19 protein-coding genes are annotated in these 17,964 nt (G+C 44.8%); 8 read left to right on the top strand and 11 right to left on the bottom strand.

The genetic code is table 11. The features are described 5' to 3' along the window. Positions 1–12 precede the first annotated feature (12 nt). A complete protein-coding gene (locus tag L1D44_RS20085) occupies positions 13–1,053 on the top strand; it encodes a GGDEF domain-containing protein (protein ID WP_239893045.1) in 1,041 nt (346 codons plus the stop codon). A 48-nt stretch (positions 1,054–1,101) separates the two neighbouring features. On the opposite strand, the gene L1D44_RS20080 is transcribed toward L1D44_RS20085, so the two are convergent. Beyond that, complete coding sequence (locus L1D44_RS20080) at positions 1,102–2,403, bottom strand: NAD(P)/FAD-dependent oxidoreductase (RefSeq protein WP_239893044.1); 1,302 nt, start codon at positions 2,401–2,403, stop codon at positions 1,102–1,104. A 437-nt stretch (positions 2,404–2,840) separates the two neighbouring features. Between L1D44_RS20080 and L1D44_RS20075 the strand changes: the two genes are divergently transcribed. After that, a complete protein-coding gene (locus tag L1D44_RS20075; RefSeq protein WP_239893043.1) occupies positions 2,841–3,221 on the top strand; it encodes a DUF2541 family protein in 381 nt (126 codons plus the stop codon). A gap of 74 nt (positions 3,222–3,295) precedes the next feature. On the opposite strand, the gene L1D44_RS20070 is transcribed toward L1D44_RS20075, so the two are convergent. Then, positions 3,296–3,823 carry a hypothetical protein gene (locus L1D44_RS20070; RefSeq protein ID WP_239893041.1) on the bottom strand — a complete coding sequence of 176 codons (528 nt, stop codon included), beginning with the start codon at positions 3,821–3,823 and terminating at the stop codon, positions 3,296–3,298. Between the two features lie 131 nt (positions 3,824–3,954). Next, complete coding sequence (locus L1D44_RS20065) at positions 3,955–4,743, bottom strand: helix-turn-helix transcriptional regulator (protein WP_239893040.1); 789 nt, start codon at positions 4,741–4,743, stop codon at positions 3,955–3,957. A 101-nt stretch (positions 4,744–4,844) separates the two neighbouring features. On the opposite strand from L1D44_RS20065, the gene L1D44_RS20060 reads away from it, so the two are divergent. Then, positions 4,845–6,095, top strand: a complete 1,251-nt coding sequence (locus L1D44_RS20060) for an MFS transporter (RefSeq protein ID WP_239893039.1) — start codon at positions 4,845–4,847, stop codon at positions 6,093–6,095. Between the two features lie 60 nt (positions 6,096–6,155). Here L1D44_RS20060 and L1D44_RS20055 read toward each other — a convergent pair whose 3' ends face one another. Together L1D44_RS20055 and L1D44_RS20050 are read right to left on the bottom strand one after the other, a co-directional pair. Continuing rightward, the gene (locus L1D44_RS20055; RefSeq protein ID WP_239893038.1) at positions 6,156–7,217 is read right to left on the bottom strand and encodes a DUF2955 domain-containing protein; all 1,062 of its coding nucleotides are present in this window, start codon (positions 7,215–7,217) and stop codon (positions 6,156–6,158) included. A 27-nt stretch (positions 7,218–7,244) separates the two neighbouring features. After that, positions 7,245–8,312, bottom strand: coding sequence for an HlyD family secretion protein (locus L1D44_RS20050; protein WP_239893037.1), 1,068 nt, complete (start codon positions 8,310–8,312; stop codon positions 7,245–7,247). A gap of 100 nt (positions 8,313–8,412) precedes the next feature. On the opposite strand from L1D44_RS20050, the gene L1D44_RS20045 reads away from it, so the two are divergent. Continuing rightward, positions 8,413–9,279 carry a LysR family transcriptional regulator gene (locus tag L1D44_RS20045; RefSeq protein WP_239893036.1) on the top strand — a complete coding sequence of 289 codons (867 nt, stop codon included), beginning with the start codon at positions 8,413–8,415 and terminating at the stop codon, positions 9,277–9,279. A 102-nt stretch (positions 9,280–9,381) separates the two neighbouring features. Here the strand turns inward: L1D44_RS20045 and L1D44_RS20040 are convergent, their stop codons facing one another. The 3 genes from L1D44_RS20040 to L1D44_RS20030 form a co-directional block, all read right to left on the bottom strand. Further along, positions 9,382–9,624 carry a GNAT family N-acetyltransferase gene (locus L1D44_RS20040; RefSeq protein ID WP_239893034.1) on the bottom strand — a complete coding sequence of 81 codons (243 nt, stop codon included), beginning with the start codon at positions 9,622–9,624 and terminating at the stop codon, positions 9,382–9,384. 578 nt (positions 9,625–10,202) lie between these two features. Further along, a complete protein-coding gene (locus L1D44_RS20035) occupies positions 10,203–11,585 on the bottom strand; it encodes a Na+/H+ antiporter NhaC family protein (protein ID WP_239893033.1) in 1,383 nt (460 codons plus the stop codon). Between the two features lie 366 nt (positions 11,586–11,951). Next, positions 11,952–12,911: a hypothetical protein gene (locus tag L1D44_RS20030; RefSeq protein WP_239893032.1), complete on the bottom strand. Its 960-nt coding sequence runs from the start codon at positions 12,909–12,911 to the stop codon at positions 11,952–11,954. 293 nt (positions 12,912–13,204) lie between these two features. Between L1D44_RS20030 and L1D44_RS20025 the strand changes: the two genes are divergently transcribed. Further along, positions 13,205–14,335, top strand: coding sequence for a permease (locus L1D44_RS20025; protein ID WP_239893031.1), 1,131 nt, complete (start codon positions 13,205–13,207; stop codon positions 14,333–14,335). Between the two features lie 144 nt (positions 14,336–14,479). Next, positions 14,480–14,692, top strand: coding sequence for a ribosome alternative rescue factor ArfA (locus tag L1D44_RS20020; RefSeq protein WP_239893030.1), 213 nt, complete (start codon positions 14,480–14,482; stop codon positions 14,690–14,692). 132 nt (positions 14,693–14,824) lie between these two features. Here the strand turns inward: L1D44_RS20020 and L1D44_RS21825 are convergent, their stop codons facing one another. From L1D44_RS21825 to L1D44_RS20010, 3 genes are read right to left on the bottom strand one after another with little or no spacing between them, the layout of a single operon-like run. Continuing rightward, entirely contained in the window at positions 14,825–14,947 is a 123-nt protein-coding gene (locus L1D44_RS21825) for a hypothetical protein (RefSeq protein ID WP_275660543.1), read from the bottom strand. Positions 14,948–14,972: 25 nt separating this feature from the next. Beyond that, the gene (locus L1D44_RS20015; RefSeq protein WP_239893029.1) at positions 14,973–15,854 is read right to left on the bottom strand and encodes a 3'-5' exonuclease; all 882 of its coding nucleotides are present in this window, start codon (positions 15,852–15,854) and stop codon (positions 14,973–14,975) included. Between the two features lie 37 nt (positions 15,855–15,891). Next, positions 15,892–16,491: a hypothetical protein gene (locus tag L1D44_RS20010; protein ID WP_239893028.1), complete on the bottom strand. Its 600-nt coding sequence runs from the start codon at positions 16,489–16,491 to the stop codon at positions 15,892–15,894. Positions 16,492–16,767: 276 nt separating this feature from the next. On the opposite strand from L1D44_RS20010, the gene L1D44_RS20005 reads away from it, so the two are divergent. Both L1D44_RS20005 and L1D44_RS20000 read left to right on the top strand, forming a co-directional pair. Further along, entirely contained in the window at positions 16,768–17,463 is a 696-nt protein-coding gene (locus L1D44_RS20005) for a 2OG-Fe(II) oxygenase family protein (RefSeq protein WP_239893027.1), read from the top strand. Positions 17,464–17,630: 167 nt separating this feature from the next. Further along, positions 17,631–17,964: ISAs1 family transposase (locus L1D44_RS20000; RefSeq protein WP_239893026.1), on the top strand; the 334-nt coding region annotated here is incomplete at its 3' end.

Below are 17,964 nucleotides of genomic sequence, written 5' to 3'. Positions count from 1 at the left end.
CCCGATACGGATATGGATAGCATAGAGTTAAATAGTACCTATAACTTAAGAAGAGCTGTGTTAATTGGCATGTGCACGCTTTTAGGCTGCCTGAGTTTTCTACTCGGTATTATTAACCTATCTATTGCAGCAAAGTGGATAACGCTTGGTTTTATAGAACTTTTCTACGCACTGTGCTCGTTTGTACTGGCACTGCTCGCAGTCAAAAAAAGACACCAATTTTGGCAAGTTATTCTGTATATTTTTACCTTAACGGCTATCGTTATTTATGCCGTCTCTCTGTCTCAAACCATAAATTCAATGATCTGCTGGGTACTGGTTTTACCCACGGTTTACTATCTGCTTCTAGGTAAGAGGTTTGCGAATTTACCGGTAATTATGCTTTTCTCTGCCATTGTTACCGATATCATTGGTAAATATGGCTTTACCGTTAATCCGCTGCTGGTTAACTTCGTTTTTAGTTATCTACTTATTTGGGCTGTTTCTCATATTTACGAGAAAAACCGGGCCGATTCCGAAGCTAAGCTACAGGAGCTGGCACTACAAGATCCACTCACATTAAGCTTCAATCGACTAGCACTGACAAAGTATTTTGAGGATATCGTTTCAAAGCAATCTCTAAAAGAGTTTGCTGATGAGGTACACCTACTGATTTTAGATATCGATTTCTTCAAACAGGTAAACGATGAGTATGGTCATGAGGCTGGCGATATTGTGCTACAAGAGAGCGCCAAAATTATCAGTCGCATTGCCGGTGATAAACAGACATTTAGGATAGGTGGTGAAGAGTTTTGTGTGCTGATTGAAAACAAAAACCAAGATGAAGCGATAGCGCTTGCTCAATTAATCAGAACTAAGCTTGCTCAGCATACTTTTAAACTCACAGAGCAAGAAAATATCAACATTACGGTCAGCATTGGGCTAGGCAATTATCGTCCTGGTATGGCTTTGCCAAATCTATTACGCCAAGCCGATCAGCGCCTATATCGGGCGAAACACAATGGCCGAAATCAAGTGATTTATCACAATGCCCCACTTGCAGCCTTGGCATGATAGAAAAGGGAATGGCTTCCCCTTTCTATCATTTAAACAAACTCAATATTAGTGCAGCTTCATTCTTGGTCTGACGACACGCATTAGCTTTTCAGCGCACCATAACGCGACTGTTTTAAAGGTGCCGTGAATCGCTTGTTGGTGCATACGGTAGAGCGAGATATAAACCAGACGGGCGATCTTACCTTCAATAAACATGCTGTTCTTGGTCAGGTTCCCCATCAAGCTGCCCACAGTGCTGTAGCGTGATAGGTTAACCAAGGATCCATGATCCACATAAACATAATCAACAAGTGGCAACCCCTTCAGCTCGTTAAGAATATTCTTCTCAACACACTCAGCCATCTGGTGAGCAGACTGCGCTCTTGGCGGCACAAAGCTGCCATCGGCTTGTTGGCAAGCACAGCAATCGCCTATCACGTAAATATCATCACTTACGGTACTCAGCAGGTTAGGTTTTACCATTATTTGGTTAGCACGGTTAAGCTCAAATAGACCGATATCTTTAATAAAGTCAGGAGCCTTAACGCCTGCAGCCCACAGCATAATGTTAGCTTCAATTAACTCACCTTCTGAAGTCACAAAGCCTGCAGAAGTCGCCTCACTAATACGAGTGTTTTCCATCACGTTAACACCGAGTTGACTCAACTCGCGTCTAGCTGAAGTGGCAATACGTTCTGGCAAGGCTGGCAATATACGTTCACCAGCTTCAATCAAGTTAATATTAAGCTTATCCGCGGTCATCTTGCTCAAGCCATAGACCTTAAGCAAGTCGGTCACATGATAAAGCTCAGCAGACAATTCAACACCCGTTGCGCCACCACCGACAATGGCAATATTAAGCTCATTGATAGTTTCCGATTGGTGTACTCGGGTAAAGCTATCTAACAGCGCGTTATGGAAACGGTTAGCTTGCTGGTGTGAATCTAAGAAGAAACAGTTTTCTTTGACACCTGGGGTATTAAAGTCATTGCTGATGCTGCCAATGGCGATAACCAGTTTGTCGTATTGAATTTGACGCTCGGGCAACATCACCTTACCCGCTTCATCGATAATCGGTGCCACCGAGATCGACTGCTTAGCTTCGTCTACACCACAGAAAGTGCCGAGTTGAAATTGATAGCCGTGCTTGGCCGCGTGAGCAGAATACACCACACCATCGAGTGCGCAATCCAAAGAGCCCGTAGCCACCTCGTGGAGTAATGGCTTCCAAATATGAGTTCGGTTTTTATCGACCAAGATAATTTGTGCTAGGTTTTTCTTACCCAGCTTATGACCCAACTGAGTCGCTAACTCCAAACCACCAGCGCCGCCACCAACAATCACAATTTTTGGGTTTGCCGATCTCATTATTTGATTCCTCACATGGGGCGACTATTGGTCCACTAACGGCTTTAATAGCGCCAAAGACTAATTTAACGTTCACTTCTTTAAAGACCATATGTTGACGCAAAACATGACCTAAGTCACGTTGAATAAATTCGATTTTTTGACAAAAATCAGTTGATTTAACTAACAAATACAAAATAAGCAACAGTATAACCAAGGAGAAACCACACTTTTTGCGCATTAAATATAAAATATAATAACAAGCAGATTTCTGCTGTAGCAGATTTCTGCTGTAGCAGGCTTGAAATATGACTCATGACAAGAGAGGCAGAGAAAACGACATAACTTACCTCTAATATTTGCTAGCGAGATCAAAATTCATTCAAGATAAGCTAGCGCGAAAGCAAACAAACAACTAATTTAGCCGCCCTTTAAAACCACTTACCTAAAATATGAATATGAAATCCTTTGTTGCTGGCCTAATGATGGCTGCAAGCATGCTAGCTGTCAGCAATGTTGCTATGGCTGATGAGCAAATTACCTTAGGTCGTACCATCTTATTGGGCGGCGGCGATCATGGCGCTAAAATACCGCTACTCGTTTGCCGCAAAACTGACGCTATCCGCGTAAAAGCTGAGCGTGATCTACATTTGGAAAAAATCAAAGTGACCTTCAACAATGGTCAAACAAAGACAATTCACTTCTATCGTGATCTAAAGAAAAACAAATACACTGACTGGCGTAAATTCGCTTACCCACGCTGTGTAAAGAAGCTTGAAGTCTACGGTAACTCTGACGGTTCAAAAGCTGGCGTTAAAGTATTAGGCCGCAAAAAGTAATCGCTCTCAAAACAAAAATGACCACATAAATGTGGTCATTTTTTTATCAGGCTATCATAGCTGTAAACAGCAGATTAATTCGCTTGCTGTTGGCACTCGAGTAATAACTGTTGGAAGTGTGCACCTAAGTCTTGGCTAGCAAACTCTTGGCTAGCAGTCGCCATCTCTTGTATGTGTTGCAGGCCCTGCTCAACACCTTGGTCGGCAATAATTTGTTTTGCGTAAGCTGCTGCATCTGCACCTTTTTGCAGGAGACTCGACATATTCTCTAGACTAAAATCCTGTTCCATCAAGGCTTCTAGCTCACTAAGAAGCTCTGTGATCTTTGCCGACTCGACCAATGCCCCCTCTACGTTAACCAGTTCGCCAACAGGATCCATCTCTAACTTACTGGCAACACAAGCGGCAACGCTCCCCGCTTCGGCGCCGTTTGCAACGGCTTCGATACCTTGGCTGCGGATCTGCTCAATCACCTGCTGTAACTGCTCATTTTTGGCCAGCCAAGCTTGCTCTAACTGCTGCTTTTCATCGCCACCAAAATACCCACAACCACTTAGGCTAATAGCCAAAACAGCGGGCACCATTACCGTCTTTAACTGCATTTATCTACTCCAATAAATCAAAGGCTAAACAGCCATTGGCGCTAGTATACATAGTTAAATAAATACCGACTTTTAATCTTTATTAATCTTCAGCCACCCATTTAAATCGAACTATATATGAGTGACATAACTCAGAGCGCTTTCGATTTTATATATTGCTTAGGCGGTTGACCTAGGGTCTTCTTAAAGAAAGTGATAAAGGCGCTGACAGATTCATAGCCTAACTCTTCGGCAATGCGCTGCACCGACTCCCCAACCGCCAGCTTCTGTAGCGCTAACACGATATGTAGTTGGCCACGCCAGCGGCCAAAAGTGAGTCCTATCTCACTCTTAACTAACCTAGATAATGTGCGCTCACTCATGGCATGCTGACTCGCCCACTGAGCCACGGTTTGCCTATCATCAGGCGCAGCCATCAATGCTTTGGCTATGACCATAAGCCTAGGCTCACTTGGAATTGGAAAGTCATAATGCTCAGTTGGCATGCTACGCAACTGCTCGATTAGTACCATAACAAGCCTATCGGTCGAGCCCCCTTTTCCATAATCTTGTTCTTGTGTGGTTAAATGAATGATCAACTCCCTCAATAGCGGCGTCATCGACAAGGTACAGCTCTTATCTGGCATCCCCTCTATATCAGGATTAACAAATAACATGCACACATCGGCACTCTTTGAAATCTGGTTGCTATGGGGCACTTGGCTCGGGATCCAAACCGCGCAATCCGGCGGCACGATCCAGATAGCGTCATCGATGTGACACTTAACAAAACCGCTTAACGCTAGAACTAATTGACACTTATGGTGTTGATGAAAAGGGGTTTCGGCATCCTCTTTCTCACCAATTAATCGCAGTGCAACCACGGCCTGAGGATAAGTGTCAGAGTCAAACTCCGGAAGGGATGGGGCATTAAACTTCATATCATGACCGCGTTTAGCAATATAAAGTCACTATAGCTCAATACAGCAATCAATTAGAAGCGTAAGCTAGCGCACTTTCGTATTTATCCAAGGTGCCTTTTATGACGTGTTCGCATCCTTCTCGCTTCGCTAGCGGTGCTTTTTTACTGCTTGGTGTACTATTGATCTCAATCAGCCTTCGCAGCCCAATTACAGGTGTTGGGCCGTTGCTCGATGCCATTAGGGCCGAGCTACACCTAAGCGCTGCACAAGCGGGTATGCTAACCACTCTACCTTTGCTCGCCTTTGCTTTCTTCTCACCTATTGCAGCTAAACTCGGTCGTAAACGAGGGCTTGAACAAGCTTTGATGTTGTCATTACTGTTAATCGTTAGCGGACTTGTTATGCGCTCCCTTGGCACTGCCAGTACACTCTTTATCGGCACGGTGATCATCGGCGCAGGCATAGCCTTTGCTAACGTGTTGCTACCCAGTTTAATGAAGCGAGATTTCCCCACTAAAATTGCCACCATGACCTCGATGTATGTATTGATGATGGGCGCAGGATCGGCGATGAGTGCCAGCTTAGCTATCCCACTGACGGAGATAGCTAACCAGTTGTCGATAAATGTAATCCCAAATTGGGCATTCTCCTTAGGCAGCCTTGTCATATTCCCGCTGATTGCAATTGTGGTATGGCTACCACAATTGCGAAACCACACTGCACCGAGTAAAGACACCCAAGCACTCGATAACCACAGTTACCTTTGGCGCAATGGCTGCGCATGGCAGATCACCCTATTTCTAGCACTGAACTCCTTCTTGATGTACATCTTTATCAGTTGGTTACCCACTATCTTGGTTGATAACGGCTTTAGCCATCATGAGGCTGGCGTCATTCACGGTGTGCTGCAGCTATTTACTGCCGTTCCCGCCTTAGTACTGATCCCATTTATGAATAAGTTTGAAGATAAACGTCTGCTTAGCTTTGGCCTCACCTTGATGGCGTTAATTGGTATTTTAGGACTGTTGTTCAAACCTGAACTCGCCATGGTTTGGGGAATGCTTTTTGGTTTCGGTGCCGGCGGTGGTTTTATCGTGGCGCTGGCCTTAATTAGCCTTCGTACCACGAGTGCACAGCAGGCTGCGACACTATCAGGTATGGCGCAGTTTTTAGGTTACTTACTGGCGGCTACAGGCCCGATGATTATTGGCGAGCTACACGAACAAACAAGCAGCTGGCAGCTCCCACTGGCTCTCTGTTCAGTCAGCGCCATCTTGTGGAGCATGTTTTCTCTGCTAGCGGCAAAAGATGAGTTAATTAAACCCATGACTCAAAGCTACCACACCAGATTAGAACGAAACCTCTCCTAATATTTAGCCGAAACGGGGCTGCAAGCCCCTGACTCCTAGCGAGCAAAGCATTCAATATTTCTATGTTGTCGTCTGTAGCAAAGGCCTATTTCGAATCACCCGTACTAAGAAGTGGTGCACTACCCAAATAGCCAAAGAGGTCCCTATCACTGCCACTACAATTGAGCTAAAGCGATAGCAGATGGAAAAGAAAGCATCTTGCTGCTCGGGGACAAACGCGCTTGTCAGCGGTACAGTTAACGCCGACATGGCCGAGAAACCTAGCCCCGCTTTTATGCCACCAATCGCTAGCCAACGACAAAAAACTCCCGCAGCAATGGCAAAACCCAGTAAGAATAGAATCATGTTATTGGCTAGGCTATATAAGGTAAGTTGTAAGATCATTCCCGCTAGACACCCTAGAAAGGTACCCAAAATACGGATCTTAGCTACCGCCATTGATCCAACAAAAGTCATCGGCGCCAGCACAATAAAAATAGAAGCTTGCGCCGAAAGAGAATCATTGAGATCGGCCACCTGAAACAAGATAAATGCCGCCATAGCGATAATCCAACCGAGTGCCGCTTGTCTCATCATGCCGATATGATCTTTGCGTTGATTATCGATATGGGTTTGTGCTTCTCTGGGCGGTGCTAAACTCGCCTTAGGGAGTTTAGCACTGGGCTCAGGAAACAGATAAAAAGCGAGCGCCACCACGGGGCCAGTAAGTAAGGCCGAAGCGATTAACCCCATGATAAAATCTTCTAAATCAAAGCCCGAAAAGCTGCCAAAATTCAGTAAAATTGAACCCATCAACAATCCAATGTAACCAAATAAATAACTGGTTTTATGGGTCATGGCGATGCATTTAAACAACAACATAATCGCCACGGCTAAGGTCATTAGCAGTGGGTAGGGCTGAAAGAAGCCCACAATAAAAGTGACCTGTAGACAGACCCAAGCTACAGCCACTATCAGCTGCACTATGATGCCACTATTCCAGCGTTCGAGCTGGGTTAGCACAAACATTGGCAATAGTGCTGCAAACATGCCGTTTGACCAACCAAACACTAAGGTAACCGCCAGTCCAAACACGCAGCCAAACCAGATCCGCTGGGTTTTTCTCAAAGTCTCTATTTGCACTGTAGCGCTCCTTGGGATATGGACGGTTTAATAAATATAGTGAAGCCAGCTGACCAGATTAATCTGCAACTTAGCGAGCCAAGCCCACAGACTATCATCTACAGGGTAGAGCACTACCGTGGCACGAGAGCCAACAAATAACGGCAGAGGTAGAGTACTCGAACTGGTTAAGTTAACTCTTACTCGCTGTGCATCTCGTACCCAACGATTACTTGTTTCAACATGAGTCAATTGTCCATTAGGGCTCTGCTGCGCAGCGGCCACACCAAAGTCGCGACTCTGTAGATCTAGGTTAAATACCTTTCCAGGAAAAGCATCGAATGCCACCAAGGCCTTGGATTGGCTATTTATCTGAGCAACCGCTTTTTCACGAAAATCCGCTGCTACCCAGAGAGAGTCTGTTGGAATGAAGGTCAGCAGTGGCATATTGCTATTGGCGGTACTTCCCACCTCTAGCTGCAGGTTTGTGACGACACCATCACTTGGTGCAACAACTTGGGTATGAGATAGATCTAGCTGCGCTTGCTGAAGATTATTCTGTGCCGAACGCACAGCACTGCTCTGCCCCGGCGCATCCCCCAACTGCACCGTTAATGCTCGCAGTTCTTGCTGAGCTGCCCGCAAGTTAGCACTGGTGGCACTATTATTCGCTAAAGCGTTATCCAGCATAGAGAGTGACACTAATTTCTTTGTAGCCAGCTTACTAATGCGCCTATATTCACTATTGGCATTTTCAAAAGCCGCTTTATTAGTGGCCACTTTTGCCTCTGCAGCCTCCACCTTAGCGTACATGGCATCTTCCTGCTCATGGGCCTGCTCCAATGCCAGCTGAGCTTTTTCTACAGCCAATACGTACTTACGTTTATCTATGTTAAATAGCTTATCGCCCTTCTTCAGTTTTTGATTATTACTCACCTGCACATCGGTGACGGTTCCGGTCACTTCGGGGGCAATTTGAATCACGTAACCCTGCACCCGACTCTCTGTTGTGAGTGGTGCATAGCGGTCGGCAATGACAATATAGCCGACTAAAAGAATGAAAATAATTATCAAGCTTTGCATCCAACGACGAAAAGCATGCTCTGCGGTTTGCATCTATAGGTCCAAGGTTAATCTGAGGGGCGACTATTATAGATATTGCTAATTAGATTAAATAGAATGACAAATAGTGCACTTATGACCTATAGGTAGAACAATGAATCTGAGCTTAGACGATCTACACCTGTTTGTATTAACGGTTCAACACGGCGGCATAAGCGCCGCCGCGAAGCAGCACTCGTTGCAACGCTCAAAAGTGAGTCGACGATTGCAAGAGCTCGAGAAATCCTTAGGTTGTCAGCTACTTATTCGTACTACTCGTCAAATTGAGTTAACAGAGAATGGTCGACTGCTTTATCAACAGGTAAGCCAACCTTTAACCGAGGTAGCCCAAGCCGCCAAGCTGCTCAGTAATCAGCAAAAATCTTTGCAAGGCGTATTACGAGTCGCGGTACCAGCAGCACTGATCACCTCCAATATGTTTACCCTATTAATCGATAAATATCTGGATCAGTTTCCGGGAGTATTATTAGAAGTACTGCATTGTCAGGAGAGTGTCGATCTAAAAAGGGAGAATGTGGATATTCAAATACTCCCCGACGGGGTAAAGGTGATAAATGAAGATTATGTGCAACAAACCCTGCTGCGCTTTCCAAGTAGCCTTGTCGCATCAAATGCTTACATACAAAGCCACGCGCCGATTAACGCCCTTAACGATCTGCGTAGCCACCCATTAATGGTTAGCCGCTACAACCAAACCTCTATGCCAGATAATCTTACCCTAAAGCTTTGCTCCGATGATCTACGCTTGCTCCAACATATGGCAACGACTGGCAAAGGCATTGCACTATTGCCGACAGTTTTGCTAAGAGACGCCCTTAAGTCCAAAGAGTTAGTACCAATATTGGTCAATGAAAAATTACCGGAGATAAAACTGACGCTTATCTACCCTTCGAGACAGTTTTTACCGGAAAAAACCCGAGCGCTAATCGAGCTGCTAAGAGATACTTTTAAACTCACTTAAACAGCAAGAAACTTAAGCCGCAAACGCTTTGCGACTAGGCACTGTTCAAATAAGTATTTTAGACATAGGTACGCAAGCGAGCTCGAAGCCCAGAGGGTGTATTCAAGCCGTTGGTTCACTGACCACATAACCTAAACTTTGATAGAAACCTTGGGCATTCAAGGAGGAAGAGAGTGATAACCTGTTAAGCCCCGAAGGAAGGGCTTGTCGCTCAAGCTCAATAGCCAGTGCTTTACCAACGCCTTGACCTGCACTTTGCGGTGTAACAAATAGAGATTCGAGACAGGCTGTCTCCACATCGATAAAACCAAAGCCTAATAGTTTGCCATCTTGCTCGAATACCAAGGCTTTAAGTTATACCAATCAATATAAAGATTTGTTCGCTCAGCGAGAGTTTAGCGGCACTGAGACAAGGCAACGAGTGAAGAACATAGTTAAACTAGGTTTAAGCTCCCTCTTTGTTTATTAAGAGTTGCAGTATCAGAGCCGCTAAAACTCGCCATTCTGGAGCGTTTTTGGCTGCCTACTTCTGCGTTGAATAACTTCACAAGGGAACAACCATTCTTTCAGTTATTCGCCTTGAATTAGTTTGCTAAAAACGCTCTGAGTAGATCAACTTCTTATACTGATTGGTATTAGCAACACCCTGTCTAACCTTTGCGGCATCGGTGAGTTGGCCCATTTATCGACGATTTCAGCCGGGTAGTCTGGTACACATGAGCTTAAGATAGCCTGAGTCCTAACCTTCCATATAGCCTGTGTGTCCTCCACTGTCGCCAGTCTAATCAATTTTGGTTCCTAAAATCTAATTGAGTAAAACAAGCTAAAGCAGGGGTGTCTGTATTACAACAAAAAGGGCTGCAACTTATACCCATAGATATAAGTGCAGCCCTTTAAAGCAATAGCTGTTTTAGCTTACATCATTATGCCAACAATAAGAACCCAACAAAAGTCATGCCTGCTGCTATCAGTGCATAAGGTAGCTGAGTTACCGCGTGGCTCACTAAGTTACAGCCTGAGCCCTCTGCGGCGAGTACTGTGGAGTCAGAGTAGAAACAAGCCTGACTACCGAATGACGATGCCGATAACAGCGCCCCAATTACCAGTGGAATATTAGCATCAACCGCTTGCGCCAGTGGCATGACAATCGGGATCGAAACCGCAAAAATCCCCCAGCTCGAGCCCGTTGCAAACGCCAAGATAGACATGCTTAAAAACACCACAGCTGGCAGTAATTGCGGCGTCATAAATGGACTTAGGCTGTCGATAACATACTGTGGCAGCATCAACTTGTCGCATACATCTTTAAAGATAAATGCCGCGATAACCGTACCAATAGCCGGTAGCATGCTCTTAAAGCCATCGATCATCTGCTCCATCATCTCCGATAGCGGCATCAACTTCTGCACACCATAATAGGGCAATGTAACCGCGAGAGTCGCAAGTAAGCCCTTAAGTACGTCGATATCGAAATAGACGGTAAAGCCGACCAATAGAAAGATTGGTACGAAAAAATTATGCAATTTGCCGCTATCATCGGCATGCTTAAATTCATTTTCAATGGCTTTTAGTGCATATTCATCAGAGGTTTGCACCTCATCTAAATCCATCTGCTTAATCGCTGGCTCGCCTTGAGCAGCGGCCATTTGCGCTTTTTTCATCGGACCAAAAGCTGGCACTACGCCTAAGATCACTAACAGCACCATAGCCACAGCTAGCCAAGCGTAAAGCATGTAGGGGATCGCCTGCATATAAACGGCAATACCTTGTCCCTCGCCTGCGATGCCGTTATCGACTAACAAGCCACCAAAAAAGACTGCCCAAGTTGATAGAGGAACCAATACACAAATAGGTGCAGCAGTCGAGTCCACCACATAAGCTAGCATCTCACGGGATACCTTAAACTTATCCGTGACACGTTTCATCGTTGAGCCGACAGTCAAAGCATTTAGGTAGTCATCGATAAAGATAACAACGCCCAAAATAAAGCTCATAAACAGCGAGGATTTTTGACCCTTTGCAAATTTCAGTGCAAGACGACCGAAAGCCATTGAGCCACCGGTGCGAACCAGCAGAGCAATCAAGGCACCGAAGCCACCACAAACTAAAATTAACCAACCGATAGTTTCATCGGCCATCACGGACAAAGAGGTATCAGAAAAATTAGTCAATATATTCGCTGGCTCATACATGGCCAGACCGACTAATGCACCGATAATCAAAGAGAGAATTGGACGGCGCAGCACAATCGCTAACACCAAAACCACCACTGGTGGGATAAGACTTAAGGCTGTCGGTTCAGACATGCGCTAAGGTCCTTATAATAAAGTGCCAAAATGGCAATTAATCACCAGACTCAAACAACTATTTGTCGAGTCTAATTGCTGCTCTACTGTTTAGATACCTGCCGATACCTTGAATTTTACGGGCAATTTTTGGGGCCCTAGTAAAAACATCGCGCAGAAAATAATCCCCATTGGCCTTGGAGTCAACAATAAATATCCTATTTTACTGAATTTTTATAGCACTGGAGGAGGTGGCGAGTTCAAACGTCCGTATAAGATAGGTTAAGCTGCATGAAATTCAATAACAAACCCATCGAATAAGCGGCTAAAAAACAGTAAGATCAGCGGCAATCTTGGCATGCTCTGATACACTTTGGGCGAATTATGTTACTCATTCTCTTCCAGTTTAGAAATAAAGATCCGATTGAGATCATTACTCCATAACTGAATAATCTTGCGGTTTTTCGCTTTATTCCAAAAACACTTACCAAATAAAATAATCGCCGCCCCCTCAAAGTCTCGGCGCTCATCCAGACCAAACTTGTGCATTAACGGCGTGGCTATCTTATCGATCGGTATACCGACATCTTTACTATCGGCGGGGTTTAACCAAAGTAACTCTTTATCGACATGAGAAATCGTGCCCCAATACATGCGCGGCGCCCCCGTTTCGGTCGGCTCCGCATCGGCAAAGTTAACGAACAAATTCTTAGCTCGCCAACGGTACTTCTCATCGGTATAGACCCAAAGATCTGACTCGGCCAGTTCACTGCCACGCATCAAACTATGAAGCAGTTTCTCCAACCCCTCTTTAGCGATACGTTTCTCACCGCTCGCTGTTTGTCCGCCTCTCAGCTCCGCCTCACTAGCGTCTGAGTCTGGGACTATAGTATCTGGGCTCCTGCTTGGCTTATCGGCAGCTTTAGCCTCTGACTCTGACATTGAAGCTGGCTCAGGTTTCTGAATTTGTGCATTTTTGTCTAGCTTAGCTCGCTCCTGCTTTCCCTTGTTAACGATCCCCCTGCTGAGTCTAGGTTGGCGGCTAAAGTCGATTATCATCGCATCGCTATCAACCAACAGCTGATTCACCTCAATGGCGTGTAGCTCCTCACGCTCCTTTGCAAGTGATGGCTTAAACTCACGGCAATCAGCTTGGTGATAACGAGAACCAAAACAGGCCGCCTTGCCATCTTTAGAGGCTTTTCGATAATAGGCTTTACCCGCGCAGGCAGGACATACCAATGTTTGGCGATATTTCTCAATGTCGGTATCGCTGAGTTTCTGAAACTTAAAAACGGAATAAGTAACAGGGTTCGATTCATCAAATAAACATATTGCATCAAGCATCCTAGTTTCCCCCGTTTCTAAGCACATTTTTAACCATAGACATTCCCATCATAGGCTATTGTTAAATATAAACAATAGCCTGTACTTGCTCACTATATTTAATCCGCTTTTCACGACTAAGCTTCCCCAAGTTAGCCTTGCAACCTCTTTGGCAAGCTCTAGCTTACCGAGCGATAATTCCATTTTTACCGAAATAATTATTGACTAATTTTTTAATCGGACTATTATCTGCCCAACTTAGTTATTTCGAAATATCCAGAAATAACAAATAAAGTATTTTAGAGGTAAATATTATGAGTCCTGAAATCATCGCTATGGCTAAAGAAACCGCTGGAATGTTTCTGTTTCTAGCGGCCGAACTAACCCTGCTGTTTATCGCGATTAGCTATATCGTGGGTCTGCTACAGGAATACATTCCACCAGAAAAGATCCAATCGATTTTAAGTTCGAAGAAAGGTAAGGGTTACATTATTGCTGCGCTGCTTGGCTCGATAACGCCTTTTTGCTCATGCTCTACCATCCCGTTCTTAAAAGGCTTGCTAAGAGCAAAAGCAGGCTTCGGTCCTATGATGGTGTTCCTGTTCTCTAGCCCATTATTGAACCCGATTATTATCGGTCTGTTTATCGTAACCTTCGGCGTCAAAGTGGCACTGTTTTACTTCATCGTAGCCATGACCGTATCGGTAACTGCTGGTTACCTCCTAGAAAAGCTGGGATTTGAGCGTTACGTAAAGCCGGAAGCCTATGAAGCGGCAGGTGCATCAAGTTGTGGTACAAGTTGTGGCGATGCGCCCAAAGAGGTTGCAAAAGTTGAGGCAAAAACTGAAACAAGTTGCTGCACAGCCCCTAAAACAGTCACTGCGCCTGTGGCCACGACTGGCTGCTGCGCCGAGCCAAAACAAGCCGTTGCTGCAACAAGTTGCTGCTCTGAGCCTGCGCTTGCTATGGCCAGCTGTTCAAGCGGTACTGAAGCGGCTGTCAGCAGTTGCGGGTCAAACCAAAGCGTCAAGCAGGACAACCGCTGGATGCGTGTATGGCGCGCAACGTGGAAAGACTTTAAGCAAGTCCTGCCTTACTTGATGATTGGTATTTTACTTGGGTCATTTATCTATGGTTTTATTCCAACAGACTTAATCGCTAAGTACGCAGGTGAAGGCACTTGGTATGCGATTCCTATTGCTGCAGTGATTGGTATTCCTCTGTACATTCGTGCAGAAGCGGTTATCCCATTAAGCTCGGCATTAGTCGCAAAAGGGATGGCACTCGGTTCGGTCATGGCGCTAATTATTGGTAGTGCTGGGGCAAGTTTAACCGAGGTGATTTTGCTTAAGTCTATCTTTAAGAATCAGATGATTGCCGCATTTTTAGCTGTCATCTTAGGTATGGCAATTAGTGCAGGTTACTTATATACGCTGATGTTCTAACACTCGCTCCAACATGTGCTGTTGAAAAAACAACCAACAGAAACTATACGCCTATATGAAATAGCGTATAATGCCCCCGCTCACTCAATTTAGTTTTCTCTAAACTGAGTGAGCTTTAAATCGACTGTCACTATGGAGACTATAATGGCTAAACATCAAAAACGAGCACAGGTGCTTGAGCACGAAAGTGGCCGCGGAGTAATTAAAGATAATGCCTTAAAGGCTATCGTTACCAGTCGCTTATTTAGAACACGCACAGAGAAACCCAAGAAAGGCAAAGGGTCATACAACCGTAAACAACAGAAGGGGCAGAAGCTGAAGGGCTATGCCCCTTTTGACTATCTAGCGTTCGCCTAAGTTATTCACATAAGTTATCACTCATATCAACACCGCAGCTCGCCCAGCAACTCTCTCCAACAGCTATTTCCAGCAACTATCTATAGCTTGAATTAATTTCAAATCAACAGCTTACCTATCCATACTAAAGAGCTAAAACTGATTGTAGGTAAAACTGGCGATGGCTAATACCACCAACATAATCGCCAGACGATACAAGACGCCTTTAACCAGATTGACCTCACTGTTTTGCTCTAGGTGCTTTTTCTTCGACATCGTCTTAATCCTTAATAGGAGTTGATTATCCTTGGCAACTTAAACCTAAGCGTTGCTGCAGCGATAATGGTAATAACGACTGATAAGGTATTAACTGCTCGAGCAATCCATGCAAGATATCCAGTGCGACGAAGGCATCGGCCGCCGCATATTGTACTTGCAGCTCACTCAATGGCTCAGTTAAAGGTCTAGCCCAATTAGATAGGGTCACCTTCTTACTCTTAGGCAATTTCAAGCCTAACACCGTTGCCGCCATCTGCTGCGTTCCCAGCTGTTTAGGCGCGCCAAGCTGATTCATCACCCAGTTAAGATCCAGTATTGAGACCAACCCAATATCGAAATCGCGCTGCATGGCACTAAGATCGCTTCTTAGACCTATTCCGACTTTAAGCCACGCTTCGCTACTCAGGATTGGCGCTAACGCCGCCTTAAAGCGGTTGATATTCTCGCCCTGCATTCGAAACAGGTAGCAAGTTGTCTGTGTTGAAACTTGGATAAGCGAAATTGGATTAGGGTTACGTCGCCCCTTGTCAAAAGTCGCCGCGGTCTCAGAATCAAAACCGATACAGGTTTGTGCCTCTATATCGGTAATGGCAGCTTGAAGAGAATCGGCTGTGACCACTATAACTTGCCGAGTTTGACCGTTTAACTTTGCCGATACCTTTTGAATTCGCTCGACATCAAAATCCGCTAATCGAGATAACTCTCTATCGTCGATACGAGTGATTAAGCTTGTTCGCCGTTGCAGCCAGTCAAGCTTAAGCCGGTTCTCAGCGGTAGTAATCGAGCTAAAGAAGGCCTTCTCAGCAGCCTGCATTGCCTCAAAATACCCATCGGCATCACAACCTAACTCACGGCGAATCGCCGCCGACTTGTCAGGGCTGAGACCAAACTTAAATAAACTCATGATATGACCCTATATCTAATCGCGTTATCAGGCTCCATCATTGGGTCACCCAGATTAAACCCCAATGTTGCTCAATCGCCTTGGCAACCCCCACATTGAAACGCTTCCAGCCCGTAATTATATCAAGGTATTCCGACTCTTGCGGAATGTAATCGGGATTATGTTCAAGCAGCCAAGCATTAAACCTATCCCGTATCGTCTGTTCATCCAGTTGAGATAGCAAGGTCGATAGTTCAGGCAGTGACCGACTCTTAAAGGCAAAAGACTCACCTTCAGCGTCCATTTTGATGGCGTCATGCTGATTAATATCTAACCAGGTTTGAAACAAGCTACCCGCGCCTCTGACCCGTGCCTCAGTATTGTTGAGAATGTAATGGTAAAGATCGACGTTTCTATGGTTCACATCAGGGCCAATCATCTCAACCTCAACGCTTGGCCAATCTAGAGGCAAGACAGGCTTTTTAGACCCTGTCAAAAGCCGAACAAATTGGACGAGGAGAGGTTGCGACTTTGCAGAGGCAAACGTTTGCTCACTCGGTGCTTGCCCCAACAGATAATCCTGCATGGTTTGCGGATTGTGTTTTAAAAATTGAATGTGTTCATTCGGTAATGAGAACACATTGAGACATAGCGCCATTTGGGCTCCGTTGACAATCTAAATTCGCTGAAATAGTTAGAAAGGTTTGTATAAATCACTTCTCATAAAAACAAGAGCTAACACTGTAGCCAGCCTCATTTTAAAAATTCCATAAAACAGCTAGGGTCGGATTCACAATCAAACAAAAACACCACAACAAATACACAACATCTGATATATTGATCCCACTAAACCTGTTCAGACTCTACTCAAGCAGGCTCTATACATCTAGCATTTTATATCGATAATGCTTTTCTTATACGTCGGAGGCTTATATTGAACAAATCATTCTCAACAAATCTCGATTGGGACGCGATAAAACACCAATTTAAAGAAGATAACAGAGTTCGAATAAGCAACATTTGGCTTCCTGAAGATGCTCAAGAAATTAGTCGCTGTTTAGATCAAGAGACTGACTTCTCCCATGCCTATACCCAAACAGGAAAAGCAACGGTACAGTCAGATCAATCTCTTCGATCCATGACTGGCCCAGACCAAAAGACCCTTTTTCAAAACTTATATAAAGATGCATCCCAAGGCGTAGGCTTTTGGTATGGTCGCCACCTTATTTCACCAACGAGCCCAGCTCTCCTTAATAGCGTTAAAAGTTATTTAAATTCAGAGGATCTATTAGAAAAAATTAGATTCATGTCTGATAGAGCAGATATTAAACTTGCCAGTGCCCAAGGCACTCAGTTTACACCGGGAAATTTTTTAACTAGGCATAAAGATGTGGTAGAGCGTGAAGGCCGAGTTCTCGCATTTGTACTAGGATTCACTCCGAATTGGCACCCTGATTGGGGAGGGTTACTTCAATTCTATGAAGATAATGGCACGCCTCGCGATGCTTGGACGCCTCAGTTTAATTCAATGACCATATTTGATGTTCAACATGTTCACTCAGTGACCTATTTAGCACCGTTCTGTCCGTCTAAGCGTTTATCCATAACCGGTTGGTTCCGTACGAAATAGTTGACTTAAGCACTGCACTAAAAAAGTTCAGTGCTTGCTCTCAATGTAGCTCTCAATAATCTCAGCGTTCTCCCTCTCCCAGGGCGGGATCATACTTTGTTAATAGTAGGGAACTTCTTCGTATCTGCATGATCTGATCGGGCATGTTATTCTACTGAGCCTAATCCATGTCCTTATTTGAACACTTGAAACTCATCGAAGACCCTCGCTCTCACATCAACCTAAACCATGATTTAGTTGATATTATTTTTCTCGTTTTAGCCGCTATCGCTTCAGGTTGTGATGGCTGGCAAGCTATCGAAGAATTCGGCCAAGAGAACCTATCTTGGCTGCGTAAACATCGAGATTTTGATAACGGAATCCCTACTCGACATTCCATTGCTCGGATCATTAAAGTGATCGATACCGAAATACTGGTTATGACACTCTTTAGTTGGGCAAATCGCTTAAGAGAAGCCTCAACCAAGCCATTGATCGCTATTGACGGCAAAACCTTGCGTG

The organism is Shewanella sp. Isolate13 (genome assembly GCF_022398325.1).
In the GTDB taxonomy this organism is placed as follows: domain Bacteria; phylum Pseudomonadota; class Gammaproteobacteria; order Enterobacterales; family Shewanellaceae; genus Shewanella.
The sequence above is the reverse complement of the archived record's forward strand: the minus strand, read 5'-3'. Positions and strand labels throughout refer to the sequence as shown.

Bases quoted from the DNA above. Each gene is read 5' to 3' on its own strand.
- L1D44_RS20050 (WP_239893037.1), bottom strand. From the start codon at position 8,312: ATGCAAACCGCAGAGCATGCTTTTCGTCGTTGGATGCAAAGCTTGATA.
- L1D44_RS20025 (WP_239893031.1), top strand. From the start codon at position 13,205: ATGAGTCCTGAAATCATCGCTATGGCTAAAGAAACCGCTGGAATGTTT.
- L1D44_RS21825 (WP_275660543.1), bottom strand. From the start codon at position 14,947: ATGTCGAAGAAAAAGCACCTAGAGCAAAACAGTGAGGTCAATCTGGTT.
- L1D44_RS20045 (WP_239893036.1), top strand. From the start codon at position 8,413: ATGAATCTGAGCTTAGACGATCTACACCTGTTTGTATTAACGGTTCAA.
- L1D44_RS20060 (WP_239893039.1), top strand. From the start codon at position 4,845: ATGACGTGTTCGCATCCTTCTCGCTTCGCTAGCGGTGCTTTTTTACTG.
- L1D44_RS20030 (WP_239893032.1), bottom strand. From the start codon at position 12,911: ATGCTTGATGCAATATGTTTATTTGATGAATCGAACCCTGTTACTTAT.
- L1D44_RS20080 (WP_239893044.1), bottom strand. From the start codon at position 2,403: ATGAGATCGGCAAACCCAAAAATTGTGATTGTTGGTGGCGGCGCTGGT.
- L1D44_RS20020 (WP_239893030.1), top strand. From the start codon at position 14,480: ATGGCTAAACATCAAAAACGAGCACAGGTGCTTGAGCACGAAAGTGGC.
- L1D44_RS20010 (WP_239893028.1), bottom strand. From the start codon at position 16,491: ATGGCGCTATGTCTCAATGTGTTCTCATTACCGAATGAACACATTCAA.
- L1D44_RS20075 (WP_239893043.1), top strand. From the start codon at position 2,841: ATGAAATCCTTTGTTGCTGGCCTAATGATGGCTGCAAGCATGCTAGCT.
- L1D44_RS20015 (WP_239893029.1), bottom strand. From the start codon at position 15,854: ATGAGTTTATTTAAGTTTGGTCTCAGCCCTGACAAGTCGGCGGCGATT.
- L1D44_RS20065 (WP_239893040.1), bottom strand. From the start codon at position 4,743: ATGAAGTTTAATGCCCCATCCCTTCCGGAGTTTGACTCTGACACTTAT.
- L1D44_RS20070 (WP_239893041.1), bottom strand. From the start codon at position 3,823: ATGCAGTTAAAGACGGTAATGGTGCCCGCTGTTTTGGCTATTAGCCTA.
- L1D44_RS20035 (WP_239893033.1), bottom strand. From the start codon at position 11,585: ATGTCTGAACCGACAGCCTTAAGTCTTATCCCACCAGTGGTGGTTTTG.
- L1D44_RS20085 (WP_239893045.1), top strand. From the start codon at position 13: ATGGATAGCATAGAGTTAAATAGTACCTATAACTTAAGAAGAGCTGTG.